Origin of the sequence: Candidatus Endolissoclinum faulkneri L2, from assembly GCF_000319385.1 — a bacterium.
GTDB classification, from domain to species: Bacteria; Pseudomonadota; Alphaproteobacteria; order Thalassobaculales; family Thalassobaculaceae; genus Thalassobaculum; species Thalassobaculum faulkneri.
Map to the genome: position 1 here is coordinate 388,072 of NC_019566.1, position 21,249 is coordinate 409,320.

At 30.0% G+C, this 21,249-nt stretch carries 10 protein-coding genes; 7 read left to right on the plus strand and 3 right to left on the minus strand.

The genetic code is table 11. The features are described from left to right. Window positions 1-2,003: 2,003 nt before the first annotated feature. From dapB to nth, 3 genes are all read left to right on the plus strand, one after another. Window positions 2,004-2,807: a 4-hydroxy-tetrahydrodipicolinate reductase gene (dapB, locus tag A1OE_RS01245; protein ID WP_015088115.1), complete on the plus strand. Its 804-nt coding sequence runs from the start codon at window positions 2,004-2,006 to the stop codon at window positions 2,805-2,807. 1,463 nt (window positions 2,808-4,270) lie between these two features. Beyond that, the gene (locus A1OE_RS01250) at window positions 4,271-5,260 is read left to right on the plus strand and encodes an adenosine kinase (RefSeq protein ID WP_015088119.1); all 990 of its coding nucleotides are present in this window, start codon (window positions 4,271-4,273) and stop codon (window positions 5,258-5,260) included. 1,319 nt (window positions 5,261-6,579) lie between these two features. Further along, a complete protein-coding gene (gene nth / locus A1OE_RS01255) occupies window positions 6,580-7,218 on the plus strand; it encodes an endonuclease III (protein WP_015088121.1) in 639 nt (212 codons plus the stop codon). Between the two features lie 290 nt (window positions 7,219-7,508). On the opposite strand, the gene A1OE_RS04130 is transcribed toward nth, so the two are convergent. Further along, window positions 7,509-7,958 carry a bactofilin family protein gene (locus A1OE_RS04130; protein WP_015088123.1) on the minus strand — a complete coding sequence of 150 codons (450 nt, stop codon included), beginning with the start codon at window positions 7,956-7,958 and terminating at the stop codon, window positions 7,509-7,511. 267 nt (window positions 7,959-8,225) lie between these two features. Beyond that, window positions 8,226-8,900: an EI24 domain-containing protein gene (locus A1OE_RS01265; protein ID WP_015088125.1), complete on the minus strand. Its 675-nt coding sequence runs from the start codon at window positions 8,898-8,900 to the stop codon at window positions 8,226-8,228. 2,100 nt (window positions 8,901-11,000) lie between these two features. Here A1OE_RS01265 and A1OE_RS01270 point away from each other — a divergent pair. The 3 genes from A1OE_RS01270 to A1OE_RS01280 all read left to right on the plus strand — a co-directional run bounded on the left by A1OE_RS01270 (window position 11,001) and on the right by A1OE_RS01280 (window position 15,261). Continuing rightward, complete coding sequence (locus A1OE_RS01270; RefSeq protein ID WP_044283208.1) at window positions 11,001-11,465, plus strand: Hsp20 family protein; 465 nt, start codon at window positions 11,001-11,003, stop codon at window positions 11,463-11,465. A 2-nt stretch (window positions 11,466-11,467) separates the two neighbouring features. Beyond that, window positions 11,468-11,701 (plus strand): DUF1150 family protein, encoded by a 234-nt coding sequence (locus A1OE_RS01275; protein ID WP_015088131.1) that lies wholly within the window; start codon window positions 11,468-11,470, stop codon window positions 11,699-11,701. 2,354 nt (window positions 11,702-14,055) lie between these two features. Beyond that, on the plus strand, window positions 14,056-15,261 hold the full coding sequence (locus A1OE_RS01280) for an O-antigen ligase family protein (RefSeq protein ID WP_015088134.1): 1,206 nt from the start codon (window positions 14,056-14,058) through the stop codon (window positions 15,259-15,261). Window positions 15,262-17,070: 1,809 nt separating this feature from the next. Here the strand turns inward: A1OE_RS01280 and A1OE_RS01285 are convergent. Then, complete coding sequence (locus A1OE_RS01285) at window positions 17,071-17,574, minus strand: Fur family transcriptional regulator (protein ID WP_015088137.1); 504 nt, start codon at window positions 17,572-17,574, stop codon at window positions 17,071-17,073. Between the two features lie 1,357 nt (window positions 17,575-18,931). On the opposite strand from A1OE_RS01285, the gene A1OE_RS01290 reads away from it, so the two are divergent. After that, on the plus strand, window positions 18,932-20,386 hold the full coding sequence (locus A1OE_RS01290) for a sodium:proton antiporter (RefSeq protein WP_015088141.1): 1,455 nt from the start codon (window positions 18,932-18,934) through the stop codon (window positions 20,384-20,386). Window positions 20,387-21,249 lie beyond the last annotated feature (863 nt).

Sequence of the window (21,249 nt, forward strand, 5' to 3'; positions counted from 1 at the left end):
GCATTGTAAGATTATTATTTTAAATACTACATTTTTCATCACATTTAAGTTGATTTAAAATTGCTGATTTAATCATCATTAAATGCAAAGGTAAATCTTTTAGAATTAATTAAACTTAATGTTTAATTTTTAACTTTATTGCTCTTAGAGTTGTAAAAAACAATAAATAAATCCTGCAGCAGTTATGCCTAAGACTTTTTAGGTTTAAAATATTTTATTGTGTTTATTATTTAAGGCATCAAGAAAAATCCTTTCGTTTGGAAGCATAAAATATAAGCTTAGAGTTAAGATACTTAATAGGATTGTATCAATTAAGGAAATAAATTAAAATAAAATTATTAACTATAAAAATATTACCTTTCCTTAAAAGTTAGATGAAAAATTTTGCTGTGAGCTATAAAATATTTTCTCATTTATTTTTTATAAAAGTATTATAGATTTGCTCTTAATCCTATAATATCATTATAGAAAGATAGATTAGTAGTCTTTATGTTTTGGTGGTTTTGCTATAACATTAAGCAGATGCCTTGTTATTCAGCTAATTACGGTACTGTATGAAAATTAATAGAGAACATAAATCTTCTATGCAGAATAGAAAATGTCGAAAAAAATAGCAAATCATCTTTATCAAAAAAGTCTCATTAATCAAACAAGATCAGTACTATAGAATGATAGTAATTTTTCAAGGTTTAATGTTTCTGTTAAGTTATTATAAAAGAACTTTTTAAATGTTGACGGTCATTTTAGACTTTAATACTAAAATCCCTAAATTTCATATATTAATTTGCTATTAATCACTATTGAATAACAATGCTAGATAATCAGTTTTGAGTTTTAATAAAGTTAATTCATTTTTTAATTAGATTAATTTAAAGATTTCTTTTCTCGACTTAGAAGAAACAACAAACCTTAGAATTAGACGACAACAAATTCTTGCTCATTTTGGATCTGAGAATTTCAACTTTTTCTTGAACAAGAACGTTTACTGGATAAAAATTGTAGAGCAATAATATAATATTATATGAAAATTATTAACTAAAGAGAATTACTAAAGAAAAGGTATTTTTAATCAAAAAAAACCCCCTCAACAAGCACTTGTTATTTTATTTTCAATTGATTGCCCCAGAAGCACAATGCCTCATAAAATAACCTTTAGTTTAGGCACAATTGAATTATAATTTCTTTAATTAATACCTCAGTTATTTTACGCTTTATCTATGCATAATTGCCATACTTATGAGACTATAGTTTAGATATAGATTATTGAATCTATTTTGACTCTAAAATTCTAGAATAGTACAATTCTATAATTTTAGATATTAGGAAATAATTCAAATTAGACTAAAAACTTATTGAAGTAAAATTTTTTCTTTATTTAGTTTGCTAAACTTACAAATAATTATATGCTGAATTTAAAATAAAAGATCTTAGCTTACACACTATAAGTGCATAATTAAACAATTATGCACTTTATAGTTAATTAGACTACATATTATCAATATAAATATATATATTTGATAATCGATATCTTAATTAAGATTGCAAATAAAAAATATTTATAGTATAGTTTATATTCTTCAAATAGTTAAATGATAAAAATCATAGCAAGTAACAATTAATTAGTATCTTAATATTTGCCACATAAGATTTTGTTTGAAAAAAAACTGCTTATTAATGGAAGATATTCTTGTCAGATAAGAATTTTATTGTTATAAATTTACCAATAAATAATCAAGATAACAAGTTAATGCCCTAAAGATAAATAAGTTTTTTTAATGGGTAATTTTAGAGAAAGGCAAAAATATAATTATTCATTAAGCCTTAGTGATTAATTTCTTTTTAAGAAAAAAAATTATTTTTATTTCGATACATATTAGTGACCGCAACATTAACGATTGTAAAAAATGTTTCATAAATTTTAATTGATTGCAATTATTGCTGCTTAAATATTTTAACTAGTTATTTTTACTTGTTGTGCGACAGCCGTAAGGAAAAAACTTGTGATGCCATTGTCAGTAAGTGTATTTGGTAGTACTGGACGCATGGGGAAAATGATTGTCAAAGCTGTATTTAACACTGAGGGTATGATTTTAAAAAAAGCGATGGCTCGTCCAGGTAGTGCTTATATTGGTGCTGATATAGGTGATTTAGTTGGCATTGGTTCTCTCGGGGTTGAGGTTACTGATGATCTTAAAGCAGTTTTAGAAGTTAATGTATCTGTTGACTTTACTTTACCTGAGGCAACAATAATGCATGCAAGCTATGCTGCAGCCAATGGTACTTCTTTAGTAATTGGAACTACTGGTTTATCTAATAAACATGAGGAGCTTCTTGCAAATTACGCTAAAACTACTGCCATAGTTTACGCGCCAAACATGAGTTTGGGGATTAACTTGATTACAGCTCTTGTTGAGCAGCTCTCCGCAACCTTGGATATAACATGGGATATTGAAATTATTGAATTGCATCACAATCGTAAAGTCGATGCTCCTTCTGGTACTGCCTTGAGTATTGGACGCGCCGCTGCCAAGAGTCGGGGGCAAGAATTTGAAAATGTGAAAGTATTGTCGAGAAATACTTCTACTTATCAACGCAAACAAGGCGATATTGGTTTTGCAGCATTAAGGGGGGGTAGTGTCATTGGTGAACATACTGTTATGTTTGCTAGCGCGGGTGAACGTATCGAAATTAGTCATAAAGCTAGCGATCGAGCAATCTTTGCTGCAGGTGCTATTTGCGCTGCTCGTTGGGTAGCTAATCGTCCACCTGGCCTCTATACAATGCGGGATGTGCTGGGGATCGATTAATAGTGATTCTATTTTAGAACGAATAATTTTCTTCTCTATAAGAAAACATAAATTATTTTACTATCGTGCATCTTTTATACTTTTCTTCACTTAGAAAAACTATGCACTGATTTTTTTTGGTTAATTTTTTTCGATTACTGCGAGTAAAAATTTACTATTAGTTATATCCTACATTCGTTTATAACCGAACTATTGTTGTAACAACTGAGTATATCTCTTTTTGCTTCGTATATTTCTAACTGTTGTTGTTTTAAGCCGTTCAAATTTTAGCCAGCTAATTTTATTAGAATAATTCGAAAATTACATAGTAATAATTTGTGCTTATTGTCTTATAAATCCTTACAAATTTGCTGATAAAATTAGCTCAGTAAGTAATGTCTCATGTCGATAGTTTTTAATTGATCTTGTATCTTATTAAAATCGTGCTCAATACACTTAAGCTAAGTGGTTTATTAAGTTGTTTTTGTTTTTTTATACGACATTTTATATTTTGCTTGTGAACTAAGAGTTATTGAGTAAATATCTTTTTAACAGTCAATCCGACCTCATGTTGAATATTGCTGTTGAGCTTATGGATATTTATTAAAGAATATTTAGATCAAGATATCCCAAAAAGAGTATTGTATCTAAGAATATCAACTTATTTTTCAATTGATTTTATGTTATTTCACTTGAAGTTATACCATTGATAATAAAATTTAGCTTTTTAAACAAAAAACTTGCTCGTTTGCACTATTATAGCTAATGATAATTTTACAGATATCTATTTTATTAGTTATTTATTTGATTAAACAAAAAAAAGATTAACTTAAAATAAGCATTGATTTGTATTGCATAATAAGTCTACGAAGGATCATTAAACATTGTTTGTTAATATATAACGATTGAAAAGGAATTGCTAACGATTAGCTAAAGCTTTTTTAGGTATGAATATTTATGTTATAAATGTCTATCTTTAGGAAGATCTATGTAATTAATTTTATTAAATAAGATGAGCAAGCGGAACAAAAATCTATACCGGTTATTTGTATTGCTTATACATTATTTTTTAATAAACTTACCAAGTTTTGATAAATAAAATTAGTTCAATCTATGTCTTGTAATTAAAAGAATTAAGTATTTAAATAATGTATATTTAATCTTGAATGAATCATTTTTTTAAAAAAACTTGTGTTTTCATGAATTTAAGAATCCAATTAACTGGCTAATCAACATTCAAGTTATGGTTTTGAACTCTAAAATTCATCAATATACCATTTTAACTATGTTAAGGTTCATAGATTTATTGAAGTATATATTTCTAAAGTATCCTTATAAAAATCGTTGTAATATGCTATGCTATCCTAAAATTTAGGATCTCTAGCTAATTCAGGCTTTAACACAAACAGACTGTTATTTAAAGTCAGATTTATAATCTGCTAATATTTAATGTTTTTTTTTAAATAAAAATTATGGAGAATTGAATGATCAAAAGTATGAGTGTAGTAGCAATAGGTAATGCTATTGTCGATATCATTTCGCATTGTGACGATGATTTTCTATTGAAGGAAAACATAAAGAAAGGAGCGATGACACTGATTGATGCCGAACGATTGGAATTGCTTTACGCTGCTATAGGACCTAGTGTGCAGATGTCTGGTGGGTCTGCTAGTAATACAGCCGCTGGGTTAGCGGCTTTAGGTAGCAGCACGGGTTACATAGGTAAGGTACGTGACGATAAGTTCGGCAGAGTATTTCGTCAAGACATCATAGCTGCAGGTGTGCATTTTGATACGTCAGCCGCTTTAAATGGCCCACAAACTGCTTGTAGTATAGTACTGGTTACTCCTGATAAGCAGCGCTCCATGAGTACGTTTTTGGGTGCATGCGTTAACTTGATTCCCGATGACATATCTGAGGATATGCTTGCTGTAGCACAGATGATATATCTTGAGGGATATCTGTGGGATCAGATTGAAGCGCAGAAAGCATTTTTTAAAGCAATTGAGATTGCCCATCGCACTAATGGTAAGATAGCTATGTCATTGTCGGATTCTTTTTGTGTTGAACGTTATCGGGCGGATTTTAAAAATTTAGTAAAGAATCACGTAGATATTCTTTTCGCCAATGAGATAGAAGCATTATCCTTATTTGAGACTGATAGACTTGATGATATACTTGATATTATTCGTATTGAAGTAGAAACAGCAGTAATTACTCGTGGTGAAAAGGGTGCCATTATAGTTAATCGAGATGAGATATATGTATTGGATGCTGAACCGGTCGCTAATATTGTAGATTCAACTGGGGCTGGTGATCTTTATGCTGCAGGGTTTTTGCATGGCTATACTTCTGGTAAGGACGTTATAACTTGCGGTCGAATGGGGATGATTTGCGCATCTGAAATCATCAGCCACATTGGAGCGCGGCCCGAAACAGATCTTAAGATGATGCTGACAGAGAAATTAACCTAAATCACGTATGATTATTGTGTTTTAGATCTAGAAGATTATTTTGTCGATTACAATGAAGACAAAATAAACATTTATGCTATTATACAGCGGTTTGTTTTAAATACTGTCAACAGTTATTTTAGTTTATTACAACTTTTAACCATACTATTGCTCAATAAAACCGAAAAAATTTTTGGTTATTTAATTTAGTTGACAAATTTTAGGACTATTTTTTCTATTAAATATTGCCTGTATGTAGAATAATGGAAAGTAAATTTTTATCGTTTGTTAATATTTGAATAAATTTTCGCTTGTTGCTTCACATTGGTTAGACTTTTTTTTGTTTTGCTAGTAAGCATGGTTGAATATGTCTCAAGATTTTTTTTGCTTTAGTTGCTTCAGCTATTTTTTGATTAAACCGGTACCGTCGTGAGGAAGATGATAATCCTTTATTCTTATTAGTGTTAAGAAACAATAAGATTATTGTTAGAATTTTTGTTATAACTAAAAATTTTTTACTCACTGTTGAGGAACTATAACATGAAATTGAGTAATTAAGATTTTCCAGGCGATAATATTAATTACTCAAGAAACTGCTGCTAGCTACCCTTATGATAGTTGATAATAATCCTAATTAGGTAGTTATGTTTTCTCAGCTAGCTTATATGCTTATAGTAAATATCTATAGATTTTTATCATAAAGAAAAATAAATTAAATATAATGCTAAATTAATTTTTGGTAAAATAAATCAATAAATTTTAGTCATTTAAAAGGATACTCGCATACAAATTAGTATGTTTACAAACTAATCTAACAATTTTTATGATTAATATATTGGTTAATTAAGAATTAATTATATAAATTACTTTATTTAAATATAAAGTCAATTATAAGCAAATTTATTTTTTATTTCAAAATTCATAAATTATTTACTTTTAAATGTATTTAATTAAGTGAAATTGATAGTTTGTCACTATTAAATATTAATAGGCGCTATAAAAGAATTGGAATTAAATAAAATTAAGCTTTTTATATTAAAGAATACTATACTTTCTAAACTGGAATAGTTATCTTACTGTTTAAGTATATAAAAATATATTAAAAGATGATATTAGTATTATCAGAAATAATTTTGTATGACTGTGAGTGATTTTAAGGATCAATTTACATTACTAAATCCAATAGTATGTACTTATCAATAGCGCAACAAATACTAATTGTATATTAGAATATTAAATAACTAAATCTTATTCCATCCGCTAATGATTAGCTAGTCGTTATGCTAGTAAAATTGCGATATAAATTCCTGGTTGTTAGAGTAACGAAAATGCCTAGAACCATGACAAAAGCCCAAATAAATAATTTTTTCGCTACTTTGGAGACTGAAAACCCTGAACCAAAAGTTGAACTTAAATGGATCAACACATTTACTTTGCTAGTTGCTGTGATTCTTTCTGCTCAAGCAACTGATGTGAGTGTAAACAAGGCTACTAGGCGATTATTTTTAATCGCTGACACGCCAGAGAAGATGTTAGCCTTAGGAGAGATTGAGTTAAAAAAACATATTAAACACATCGGATTGTTTAACACTAAAGCTAAGAACATAATAACTATTTGCCGCCAACTTGTTAAAAACAATAACGGTAAGTTAATAGGTGACCGCCGGTGGTTAGAAACGTTACCGGGTGTTGGTCGCAAAACTGCTAATGTGGTACTGAACATTGCTTTCAGAAAACCCACAATAGCTGTAGACACACATATATTTCGAGTTGCCAACCGCACTGGACTTGCCATCGGCAAAACACCTTTGACTGTAGAACGAGCCCTTCTAAGAAATGTGCCGATCACTTTTCAACTTAAAGCTCATCGCTGGCTTGTTCTACACGGTCGTTACGTATGTAAAAAGCGCGTACCCAATTGCCCTAGCTGCAAAGTATCTTTATTCTGTAATTTTAGAGAAAAAACCCTTCCTGCATAAGTAATCTTTAGCAAAATAAAATACCTTAAGTGAAAAAATACAGAAACCTAGGGAACATATTTTTTTCGTTATTTATATCGCTTGCTCATAATAACTTGTTAAATTTAACTAAGCATTGTGCTTAAAATATACCAATGTTCAAAGTATAATGAAATATACTTATGTATACAATCTTCCGTAGTAATAGCAGGTAAAAAATATTTATTATGCACTTTACGCAAAAAAAAATTAATGCACTGACATAGTGCGATTATACTGCGTAGTAAATGAAATTAAGTTAATTTTATTATTTATTCTTCTGTGAACGGACTTATATCTCCTTTAATTACTCCACCAAGCTCAATTTCTAGTTTATTAAAGCGAATATTTCCCTCTATCACGCCTGTAGCTTTAACTGACAAGGTGCCATGAACTGATAATTCTCCTTCAAAATGGCCAGCTATGGTTGCTTCTTTTATTATAGCCTTTCCACGGTACATGCCTGTCTCGGTTATTTCAAGATAATGGCTGTCTTTTAAGTTGCTTTGAACATTACCCTCTACAACCAATGAGTCACAAGAGGATATCTCGCCTGATAGATAAATTTCTTTACCAACCAATAGATGTTTACTCTTTTCATAGCTTATTGGAGCTGCTGGACGGCGTTGCGAAAAACCAGTAATACTCTTTAGAGCAGGGCTAGAAATTTTATTCACTAAATGCTGACTGGTAGTATCTGTTTGATTAGGCACCGCAGACATGGCTAAATCTTTCAGATTAGAATTAATAAAGGAAAGAAAAGAATCAGTTAAATTACTCTTTCATAACTTAAAAATCCATCTAAACCTTTATTGTATTTTGGCGAAATATTTTTAATCAATTTTGGGCTTAGTATGACTCAATAAAATTTTAGATCTTCATTGGTTTATCTTTGATACTAAACATAGTAGTTTTTAGTTTACCGTGAAAATTAAATAATTGCTTTATTACAATTAAACTAACGATAATAATTAATGCTTTAACTGATTTTATCGCGAAAATGCCAAGCGCCGTAATCTTTCATGTTCGTGAATAGCAAAAGTGGTTGCCGCAACTGGGGTTGTTAGATTTAGAGCAGGAATAAATGCTATTGTCGTGATTATTGCTCCCCCAAGAAAAATTTGGGTACGATTTGCCTCCCAAAATAGCCTCATCGATATTTTATCAAGGGTTCTTAAACCAATCATTTCAGCATATTCACGCCCTAATAAATAGCTGTTTAGTATGTAGAATATAATTAGATTAAAGCCTGGCAGTAGAAAGTAAAAAGGTAATGCTACAATGTTTAAAAACATCGACAAAAACGAAAATCTTATCCCGTATCCAATCATTTCGTTTATTGGTATATGTCTTTCTGCTGTTAGGTTTGGATAATAAGTTGAAATAACAGCATTTGATATCCTATCGGTAAATAAGCCACTGATCATTTGGGCAAAACTGGGAAATAATATTAAGGCGCACAAGAAAGCTCCCATTGAGCCAAACCATATAAGTATCTTGTCAAACCAATTAATACCTGTGTGCGCCAGAAACGTCAGCGCATAGTTTATGCCAAAAGTTATTGCTATAATAAATAATGAACTTGCAACAATTGCTACCATTAGTATCAAACGTATACTGGGTGCAGCAAGCTGAACAATAGTTAGGCATATTGACCTAAACATTTTTTAATCCCAACTAGAGAGGATAAATTCTGTTAATTCTTAAAAAAAGAATGTAAAAAAATCGTACTTAACTTCAAAAGAATTAAACTTAAAATCTTAAGAAAGATTTCGCACTGAAATAATCACCTCACTCGATCTGTAATGCAAGAGAATTAACTGCTTAGTTTTAATATTAGATAGCTTTTCGGCAAAAAGATAGCATAGAACAGTTAGGTTATTATTTTAACTAAGTAAGATATATAATAAATTTTATGCAGCAATAAAATTTATTTTTGAATAAAAAAGTCGCAAAATATACAACTTTAATAGTTGTTGGTCATATTTACATTAATTGTTATTATAATCTTTATTATATAATCCTGCAATTAAAGTGCGAAATGTTTATTGAGTAATATCAAATTAGCCTATATGATCAATGATCATTTGACTGAACAGGATGCTTGATTATATAATTTAAGACATCCTTTTATGACTTAACATTATAAGATATTTTTTTTAAAAAAAAATAAATAATTTGTTTATTAAACAATTACTTGAATAAGATCTTGAATATTAGTTATTTTAAATTATTGCAATGTACTCATTGAGTACAAAGATTAAGCTAACGTAAATTAATAGTTTTTAGTAAATTTATGTTTAATTTTATTTTGATATGATATAGCCACCATTGCTTGCTGTATGCTTCAATCTAATAGGTTTTTATTTAAGCTTTGTTGGAGAACAATCTTGGATACATTATTTAGACAATTACTAGTGATGCTTTACTACAACAATTCAACTAAATTATCAGTCTGATTATATCAAATGTTATCATGTTGCGTTAATGAACTGGTTGAAATATTAGATAAAAATCTATTATTGATACTGTAAGGTCTGCGTTTGCTATGTTGCTCTCATCTAATTTTCGTTGTAACTAAAAAACGCCAGCAATTAAATAGCAGGTATAACAGCGACAATCCTATGTTTTTTTTATGTAAAAACTACATATTATACTTGTTTTTTTGTTTATTGCCATATAAAACTTAAGCATTTATTATTAACTAAATAGCAGTAAATCGGTCTTTCTTAATTCTTAAAGTAAGATTAAAGGTGAGTCGATGTATCAGCGATAGTTTTGGTAGATATTAATTTTTATTAGTAAACGGTTACTATGGTAATAGTATAAAAGGATTAAAATGGTTCGCTTGATCAATAGTTCTTTTATTGCCGTGTTTAAGTTGAATATGCTTGATCTGCTCTTAAAGAGAAAATATTGATAAAAGTTTGCACTTTAAACTTGTAAAACAATAAGCAATCTATGTTGTGGCTGCTTTAAATTTAAAACACACATTATTTACCAAGAAATGCAGTTAATTATTAATTAATCTACAGTTATATTAATTAAAGGATCTTTAATCATTTCGAGGACTGAAATGCAACTATTCATCCACTTAAGATGGGAGGAATATTACTTAAAATTCAATTATGATTCTTAAGAAATTTGGTACAGTAAAATATAAATATTAGTTATTGCCATTCCGTTTTACACCCAAACATAGAAGCATCGCACTGATGAAAGTATTAAAAAAAATTGATACCAGTTATTTACGACTGCAATATATGTTAATGTATGATACTAATTGATATTTTATATTTTCTGAAATAACTGTACCTTGATTAAACTAGGAATGACGTAAAAAAAAATTATTGGATGCAATGGTGATAAATTTTTAAGAATATTTTAATTTATGACGAATAAGTTGCATGTTTTATCTGAAAAGTGGTTTAAAATTAAATTATTGGGCGAAGCTACAGTTTTACTATATAGACTAGTAAAACTGTAGCTCTGAGATTATTTCAACATTGCTTTTACTCGAATATAGCTTTTAGGATAGCGAACCGAAAGTCGTTTATGCATATTAAATGTGAAAGCATAGTTGTTGATTAGTTTGATCAACTGATCATAATCAACCTCTTGATATAATCTACTCTAGCAACCATGTTTCAATTGTTAAAGACCTGAGTTGTATTGTGCCCTTGGATCGCTTGATCATGGGTTTTGGGGTGCTGAAGAGGCCTGTTGTTAGAATTTAATGTCTCGCTCGCTTGAGGAGATCGTCAATGGCGCGTATATCAATGTTTAATTCTCCGCTTTTGCTTGGGTTTGATCATTTTGAACGGGCGTTGGACCGGGTTCAGAAAGCTCAATCAGACGGATATCCACCATATAACATCGAACAAACTTCAGATTTTGGGTTGCGAATTACTCTTGCGGTTGCAGGTTTCGATATGGATGACCTCGAGGTACACTTAGAAAATAATCAGTTGGTAGTGCGTGGTCGTCAGGTTGATGATGATGGAAAGATATATTTACATCGTGGGATTGCAGCTAGACAGTTTTTGCGCACTTTTGTGTTAGCCGAAGGCATCCAGGTAGAATCTGCTGAATTAGATAACGGCTTGTTGCATATTGATTTGCAGCGTTTGTTGCCCGAAACTACCTTGAAAACTATTCCAATCAACGGAGCTCGAAGCAAGACTGAAGCTATTGATCTTAAGGCTGAAGCCGGCGAGGCGGGAGATTAAGCATGTCAGACAGGTCCAATCAGATTAGTCAGCAAAGCCGTGTTGAAATTACTCAGCAGGCTCTTAGTAATTTAGGTTTAAATCAAATTGCTTTCATAAAGTCGGTGCATGAGGAAGGGGCAGAGCACTTTGTTGTTCATTCCGCTGATGGTACTGCGGTTCGTCTATTTCCAACTCGTGAATTAGCTGAATTAGCAATACGCCACAGTGATCTTTTACCGGTCAGCTTACATTAAATGGAGAAAAAATTATTTGTAGCTATTAATTTAATTCTTGGTGCAAATTTACTTTCTTGGGTGGTTAGTCTGTTGCTCTCTAGTATGAGATTTAATAGTACCGATTAAGTATTATTAGCTTAATGCTGACTTTTATTTGTTAATTATATTGTATAATTTTTAGTACTAGTCTAATGTCATCCACTTTAAAACAGTGGATGACATTAGACTAGCTTTCCTGGGTAATTGATTAATTAAAAATTATATGGTATGGTTTTAGTTAACTGTTGGTATTTGCATTTATGGCTATTGTTGTTTTTTTTGTTATTGATTTATAAAAATAGCTCCGGTAATTTGATTTGATATTAATAATCAAGGATTTGATTAATAATCAAGCTATCTGTTAATTGGTATTTAAATACTACTGCTTGTTTTATAAGTTGCTTATTTTAAAGCAAATTAGCTATTCTAAATTTTTGATTATAAAAGCAATATAATATTTTTCATAAACGCAAATTTCCTGTAAATGTTGTTGTTTTCTTTGCTCACACTGAAGGTAAATTGCACCATCTAGCAAGCCAGATTTGGAAAATTGTACTAAATTAATACGCTAGTTTATATAGTCATCTGTTGTGAGGTAGTAATTAAGCGCTATGTCTACGTTATAGATAATAGTTGCATATAATTAGTTGTTTTTTATATAACAACTATTGTGGGTTTTGAATAATTAGACTAGTGTAAAAAATTTTATAATTTACTTAAACTGTTTTTGTAAAGCAATATGTCTCTTTCTTTTCTAAAAGATTGCAAGTAATTAGTTTATTAATTGATATTTTTAGTTCTTTAATGTAAGTATAACTCATCTTATTAGTTATTCAGCATAAAATCTAAATTTTATTTAACTGTTAAAATATTTATCAATAGTATTAATCCATTGATCTTAATTAAATTATCTATTGATAATTTTGCTATTAAGCATTATGCACGAATTATCTCTATTTTATAGAATAGATTATTTTTCTGCTATAATCTTTAATTATTTATTATGGATTACGTCTATTTTTATTGCTTTCATGAGCTAAGCGTTATCCATTACTAGATAACTTATAAATTGATATAGTTTAGTCAACCGAAGATTTATCATCAGCTGAGTAAATTAAGGTTAATACCACTAGTAGTTTATAAAATTAATTTTAAAACAATTTAAATAATTATCTCAGAAATATTAAATCTAATTCCTAATGAATTAGGATAGTAGAGCATGCATAATTTTTATATATTTTAGTTATTAATACCATTAATAACTACTAATTTGAGATATTGGCTATTAACTAACTTATTTAAGTTTGCTTGATTGAGCGTTTCTCGTATAGCGGCTATCTATTTGCTTTTTAAAAGTTAAAATTTAATAAGCTAACTTATTAATACCTAGGTTAATAATAATTAATAAATAATTTTTTTTGGTATAACAAAACAATAGCTTACTATTTTTAATATAGTGCTATATAAAATATATTTTGCACCAAATTCAAACATGAATTGATATCAATTGCAATCATTTCTTTATTTATTTTGCATTAGCTTTTTAATTTTTACAGCTGAATTATCAAAAGATAAAAATATTTATTAATAACGCTGCTACATAAGATATTTTTAGCACAAAGCTAGTGGGTGTAGTCAGAAATTATATATTTGTTTAGCTTTTGATATGGTACAATAATGACCAAATATATATACAAGATGTATATATCATCCTTAATTTTCTTCCAGAAAGCGTATAGCTTAAACTTCTTTAATCTTAAAGAAGTTTAAGCTATACGCGAAATATGCAGACAAAATTAAAGTGAGCTTTCTAATGACAAGCTTGTTAGTGATCAATTTTTTTATGCTAAGTTATTGATCAATTTTTATTTTATGTAATTTACTGAAATGTATGTTGATTTTCTGATCAGTCATACGATTTTTGCTTATTTTAAGTAATAAACACAGGTGTTTATTACTTAACTCTTACTAGTAAGAGTTATACCATTTATACTGAACAGTAGATTGCGTAGTCGTACTGTATATGCTGTAAAGTTATTTGGATGCAAAACTACAAGTCTAAAGTAGAAATTTGATTTTAGTATGTTTGTTTATATACTAAAAACTAGAATATTGTTCCGATTGTTTCTGTCTTAAGTTTATTAACTTCTTTTTATCTTGATGTCTCAAATGAGAACAAATTTCTATAGTTTAGTTAACTTGTGTTATTACAGTTACTATTTCAATTTCAAGCTTGAATACCTTAAAATTGTTAGGCATTGAAGAAAACGCTGAACATAGCGCCAGCTTTACAAGGAACATTAAATCATTTTAATAGGGAGCATTAAGTCAACATGCGGGCTTATTTGTCTTCTACAGTGGTGGGCGGCTATGGGCAGGCGGCTAGCTGGACTGCTGCGATTATTCTGATTTCTTTTCCTACAGTTGGTATGCTTACTAAACATGGCATGAGCAGCCTTGGATTTGCTATGGCATTTTTGCTATGGTTTTTAGTTTTATTGAATAAAAGGCTGCCTTGGCCTGGTTTGCCACTAGTGCTTCCTGCAATTTCCATGTTGGTGCTGCAAGCTGTCAATCTGGTAGGCGTTCAATTTACTTCGATGGGCACTCAACATTGGTGTCAAATAGCTGCCTCTTTCGTACTACTACTGCCACTTTCTGCTGGCGAAATGATGGATACAACAGGCATCGACCGCAGTTTAGTGCGTCGAGCGCTTGTGAATGGAGTAATAATTGGCGCTATAGTAGCTGCAGTGGAGCTTGTTTTTGATGGGCCTATCCATCGCCTTTTCGAAGGCAAATCTTCAAGCGAGATGATTTCGTTATCTCGCTATAATCGTGGTATTGTAGATTTAGTACTATTAGCTATTGTTGCTGCTGGTGTACTATGGATGCAATTTCGGCGCCTAATGGCCATTGGACTACTCGCTATAATTGCTTTAATATCAATGCTAGGCATATCATTGACTGCTCATCTGTGCTTATTATTAGGTTTGATTACCTTGTTTGCAAGTATTATGGCAGATAGGTTAGTTCGCACCGTCATGGTTGTATTAGTTGCAGTGCAGATGCTTACTGCCCCTTGGGCAGCGAATGCTGTTTATGAGTGGGTAGTTTTAGACAATGTTCATATTAACGACATGGCAATTCGCCACCGTTTGGAACTCTGGGATCATGGTGGGGCTTTAGCTTTGCAACGGCCATGGACTGGCTGGGGAATTGATGCTTTTTATCGACAACCAATTGATCCAGTACGTCTTGCAAAAGCAAAGCGTATGAGCAAAACAGAGCAGCATCCGCATAACTTTGCTTTACAGCTTTGGATAGAGACTGGAGGGGTTGGAGTCCTTTTAGGAATTGCTTTTCTTGTAGCAGCTGTTTGGCGCATAGGACAACTTCCGATTAGAGTGCGGCCATGGGCTACTTCTCTCTTAGTTGTTGGTCTGCTGCCAGGGATGGTATCTTTTGGAATATGGCAGGCAAGTTATCTAACTATGGCATCAGTAGCTAGTTTTGCCCTAGGCTTGTTGCGTGACTAATGATAATTTATCTGCACTTTAAGAAGAATTGTGCTTAGGTTAAATTTAATAATCATTAACTTCTTTTTAAGAAAAGACAATAAGATAGTAAATTTTTACCCTTCTTAAGTTATTAAGTAATCTAGCAAGTATTCTTTATATAAAAGAGCATAAATCTTTATGATTTTAATACAAAACAATGAAGTATATAGATCATTCTTTCTATTCATGCTATAGATATCTTTAGAATTTAAGATTTAAATTTTTTAATCTTTTATTAAAAAGAAGATAAAACAGCAAAGGGTTTTTTATGTTATAGTTTATAAATTCTTCTAAAATTATGTTAAGACATTGATTACAATAAATCAATAATTTTCAGCTAGTGTAGCGATTTATATATTAATTTTTTTTTAAATTAATTGCCAACGACATCGGGTTATTCATACTGAATGTTAGTTGTAGAGCTGCAGTAACTATATATGGTAGATTTTTCATTTATAGAAGATTAGTCGTTAATCGACTTTATAAAAAGATATTATTTTTTCTGTTTTCGGATATGATTACTGCATAATCATATTATTGAAATATTCAATTTTGAAGCGGTTAAAAATATTTTGTAGTGTATAATTATTATTTACTAATATATAAGCATAATATTATTTCATTTGATTAATTGTAATAATATTGAATTAAACTACTGATATTATTGATAATCTTAGGTTTGATAATGTTTATCTCCCCCCAAAAAAATTGGAGTAATCACTGATCAAGTTTATTAAAATAAATTGTTTAGCTTTTCCAACGATATTTTTGTCCGTAACTAGTAGTAGCGTTAGTGTTGTAAAAACTGGATTGTCAGCTACTTATATCAAAAAAAACAGGAGATTTATCTTAAATATAGATAGCTGATTATGCGCATTTTACATTAAAATATTTATTAAAACTAATTATTTATCCAATCCTAAATCGTTTCTATCAAATAATATTACTTTATTCTAATATTATTAATCTGGTTATACTAAAATTAATTGCAGTAATTAATATAATAGATGTTCTGATTAAGGCAAAGCATTTTTAATATTCTTTATAAGACTAATTTTTTATTCATTCTTCAGATGCACTTTATCACAGTTATGGTCTAAAGAATTAGTATTTAGGGAAAGAATAATTTTATTCTTTTGGATTGGGGATAAAATATCATGCAAAAGTTTTTTCTAATGAAGTTATAATTATTTTATATTATATTTATATTAGCGTTAGTGTAAAAAATTCTCTTTAAGATTATAGAAATATTTATAGCATTCTTAATAAAAGCAGATTGCAAATAATAATCTGGTACTGTGTAATGCTTTACATTATTCAGCAGTTAAAATTTTTAATGCTATTAAGTGATTATTGCTGAGAAATTTATTTAAGAATAAAAGCAAAATTTTTGCTTTCTTGCATTCGTAAATAAGTCAAGTTAGTTCGATGAGTATTCTGCAGATTAAAACTACAAGATAATTTATCTTCCGCGCTTGCTATGAAATCAAACAAAAAAAATTAACTACAATCGATCATTTGACGTACATAAATAATCTCGTTTAATAAAATACTCCTTAAATTATGATCTATAAATTATAAAATGGTGTCGATAAGTATTTAATTATTCATACTTTACTATGTAAAGTTGTTTGGCCATTTGCTCAAACCTAAGCTATTGGATCTTGTTAAAATTATTTTCGCTGCTGCTGCTGGATAATAAGAAAAATAATGCTACCTAGACAGGACCTTTCTAATTCATCTAAATACAGAATTATCACAAATTTTGCTATATGTTAGCTTTTATCGTCATTTTGTAGTAGAATTCAGGCAATTTGCGCATAGCCCTGATACTTCTATGGTTATACATTTTATCTGAAAATAAACGTCGTTTGCATAATATCGCAACACTTGGTTTACAACTCCATTAGCAAATTCTTGAGCTGTACCGCAACTTTGGCAGATTAGAAAATAACCCATGTGGTTTTGCTTTGGTTCAACACAACCTACAAAAGCATTTAAACTTTCAATCCGATGTACTAGGCCTTGTTGGATTAAGAATTCTAGTGCGCGATAAACTGTTTGCGGAGCAAATCTCGATCTTTTATTGCAATCGGCAGCACTAGTACTGCTTAGCTTTTCAAGCAAATCATAAGCTCTAATCGGCGCATGACTATCCCATATTAATTGCAATACTCTGCGGCGTAAATTTGTCAGGCGAACTCCACGTCGTTTGCAAACAATTTCTGCAGACGATAAAGCATATGCGATACAACTGTCATGATCATGAACGTAGCTGGGAAATCTATTCAATGGTTTTTCTAGCTCATCTGATAAGTATTAAACAATAGAATAAATTGGAAATTTTATTTAGCCATTAGCAACGACAAATTTAAGTAATCTATCGTTGCTAATTATAGCAATTAGATAATTTACCTTAATGTAACAGAATCTTTTTTTTAAATGAGATAATTAACAAATTATATGTAAATTACTTCTCAGAGAATTTTTTTTATTAATATTATGATTATAAATATAGGCAAATTCTTTATTAGAATGTTGAATGCTGGAGCAATAGCTTTTAAAATACGCCAGAGCTTATTGCAGATTACGCTTATCTATTTTTGCTTTCACTTTAAGATTAAGAGTTTGTAGTATTCCTATATGCTCTAGTTTTTTAATATTACTAGGATTTTGCTGTGTTACGGTTTATTTATTTTATTAGATAACATACTATAAAGCATTTAACCTAAAAACTATGATGCAATATATCTTAAGGTAGGCTTTTTGTTATTAAGAAGGTCAAAATCTACATATTACTTTTAGTAATATTATTTGCCAATAGTTAATTCTCCTAATTATTTATTGCTCGGTGATATACTTGAAGATATTGCTTTAATTTACGATTATTTGAGTTAATCCAATTATTATTGCTAGTCAGCATTAATAATTATGCTATCACTTCCGGAAATGCATACAGTTGTACTATATTACTTTTAATAATCTCATTAAATGATTGATTTTTATAATAAACGATAGCATAATGCAGTCTGGTAATCAGTAAGCGTATTACTTGGTACTGGCGGTTAATTAAGCAGTTTAGTGAATTCAAAGCGACAGAACTATCCTTTGCATAGATTGCATTTTATATATTAAGCAACACAAACGATAATTTTATCTTTTTTTGTTTTTTGTTATAATCTTGTCGCTAATTAAAACGCTTATATTCAGAACTTTAAATAGCACTGAATAATCTACTTCACATCTTAAAACCTAACGATAAATTTATTACTACACTATTCCTATTCCTTATAGATCTGTTATTGTTTATTAGGATATTAGGGAGTTACTTGCATGTCAAAGGATTTGGTTGGTACTGGAGTTGATCTGTTAGCTAGTCACATTTATAACTATCCTTTAACCAAACTGACATGCGATCTTGATCACAACATTTAACAATATTCACATAATCATGCTTTGCGGAGTTTTTTCATTATCAAACCGCGAATAGAAAAAGTATTAAAATATAGGATAGGAGATTTCCTTCCTTTAATAGGTGAATATTAGCCACATAATTATGTATTTATTATATATCTGGCAATAGCCAAAGTTGAATATTATCGGGTAATTGCAGCAATCTTGCTGTTGGAGATAAAGAGGTGTTCTGCAGATGATAGTTGGATGGAACGATATGTATCGCCAAATGATACATCTGCTTGTTTTAGTAGGCATTACTTTCGTCAATACTCAGTCAGCTATAGCTGCATGCAAGAGCATTCCTTACCTAGACGGAGCTACCATGAGCTTACTGTGGGTTATACCGTTTATTGGTATCTTGCTTTCTATCGCCATTATTCCTTTGATTGCGAGAGAATTTTGGCATCATCACCTTGGTAAGGTATCAACCTTTTGGGCGATAACCTTGCTTATTCCATTATCTCTAATATTTGGTATTGATTTAGTAGTTTATGAAATACTTAATGTCGGTCTTTTGGAATACATTCCATTTATTGTCTTGTTATTATCACTATTTATTGTGGCTGGAGGGGTACGGCTAACCGGAACTTTACGCGGAACGCCAGCAATAAACACGGCTATTTTATTTCTAGGAACGGTTATTGCCAGCTGGATGAGCACTACAGGTGCTTCAATGCTATTGATTCGACCAATACTAAAAGCTAATGAGCAGCGTCACCACAAGGTGCATATTATTGTCTTTTTTATCTTTTTAGTGGGTAATATAGGAGGCTCATTGACACCACTCGGTGATCCACCACTATTTCTAGGTTTTTTGAAGGGAATATCATTTTTTTGGCCAATTGAGCACATTATAGCTCCTATGGCACTAATTTCGCTTATTTTGTTATTTGTATTCTACTTTATCGATCGTTATTGGTGGCTTAAAGAAGCTAATGATGTATTACATGAGCCAACAAAAGACAAACAGTCACTTGGATTAGAAGGTAAAGTTAACATACTTTTGTTATGCAGCATAATTGGTACAGTTTTAATCTCAGGTCTTTGGAAGACAGGTATTAGCATTGAAATTTATCATGTGTATTACGATTTACAAAACATATTCCGCGATGTGCTACTGCTGATTTTTGCACTTATCTCTTGGAAATTAACTAGTTTGGAGAATCGTGAGGCTAATGGTTTTAGTTGGTTTCCTATTGTAGAGGTAGCTAAGTTATTCGCTGGTATTTTTCTAACTATTATACCAGTAATTGCTATCCTAAAAGCTGGTACAGAAGGAGCTTTAAAAAACATTATTTTGGCTGTTTCTAGTTCGACAGGAAACCCAATAAATTTAGCCTATTTTTGGCTAACAGGATTATTATCTTCCTTTTTGGATAATGCACCTACCTATTTAGTATTTTTTAATACTGCTGGAGGTAATGTAGATTACCTTGTTGGCCCATTATCTAATACCTTGCTAGCAATTTCATCCGGCGCTGTATTTATGGGGGCTAACACTTATATTGGTAACGCACCTAATTTTATGATTAAATCGATCGCTGAAGAGCGGGGCATTTTGATGCCAAGTTTTTTTGGTTACATGCTATGGTCTGGATTAATCCTTGTACCAGTGTTTTTGGTTATTGGATTCGTGTTTTTTGCTTAATTAACTGAAGATTAAACTATCAAAAATAGCGGATTATTTATCGGATAGTTATATTATACATCTTCTTAAAATACAATTTTAGTAGTAAAATTTGATAAATAATACATTATTAATAAATTAATAGTTGAATATTAATTTATTAATTGAATAATACAACAAAATATAATGAATAAATATAAGAAAATACAGGTTATTTATTTATATTCGTTTAGTTGATCAATACTATTTATTGAAGTAATGACTAAATTAATGAAAATTACTAAGCTAAAGATATATAATGTACTTGTAAGTAAATTATCCTCTGGTAAGATATTTATTATATTCGATTACTAGATTATTGAATAACTAATGAACTATCGTTTATAGTGTTGCTATATAAATGCATTTAGTAAGAAATTACCAAGTAAGAGGATTGTTAGGCTATTTTAGGTGTACGTTAAATTACTGATGTTGTTTGACGTATTGTTGAGGTTTGTTAGGATTGCCATGATATACAAAGACGCAAAAATGTATATTAAAATAGAATTATAAACTGTTTTAATGATAATTGATTAAATATTCTTCGTAATTTTTTGTAAAATACAACTGAAGCAATAGAAAATAATTTCATGATATCAATAGTTTTGTCATCGTATAAATTATATTTTTATAATAAGAAATTGCGATAATTATGGTACGTTAATAAAAGGTATTGCTACAGTGTCGCGAAATTGTAGTTAAAAAATGACATAAAGTAAAATTCTTTATTTAGTTTGCTTAACTAGTATAATTATGGAAGAGATAATCATACTAAATTAGTATATTGAAATATAATTAATTCTCAGTAATTATCAAATTTTACGTGCAGGGTGTTGTTTCATTAA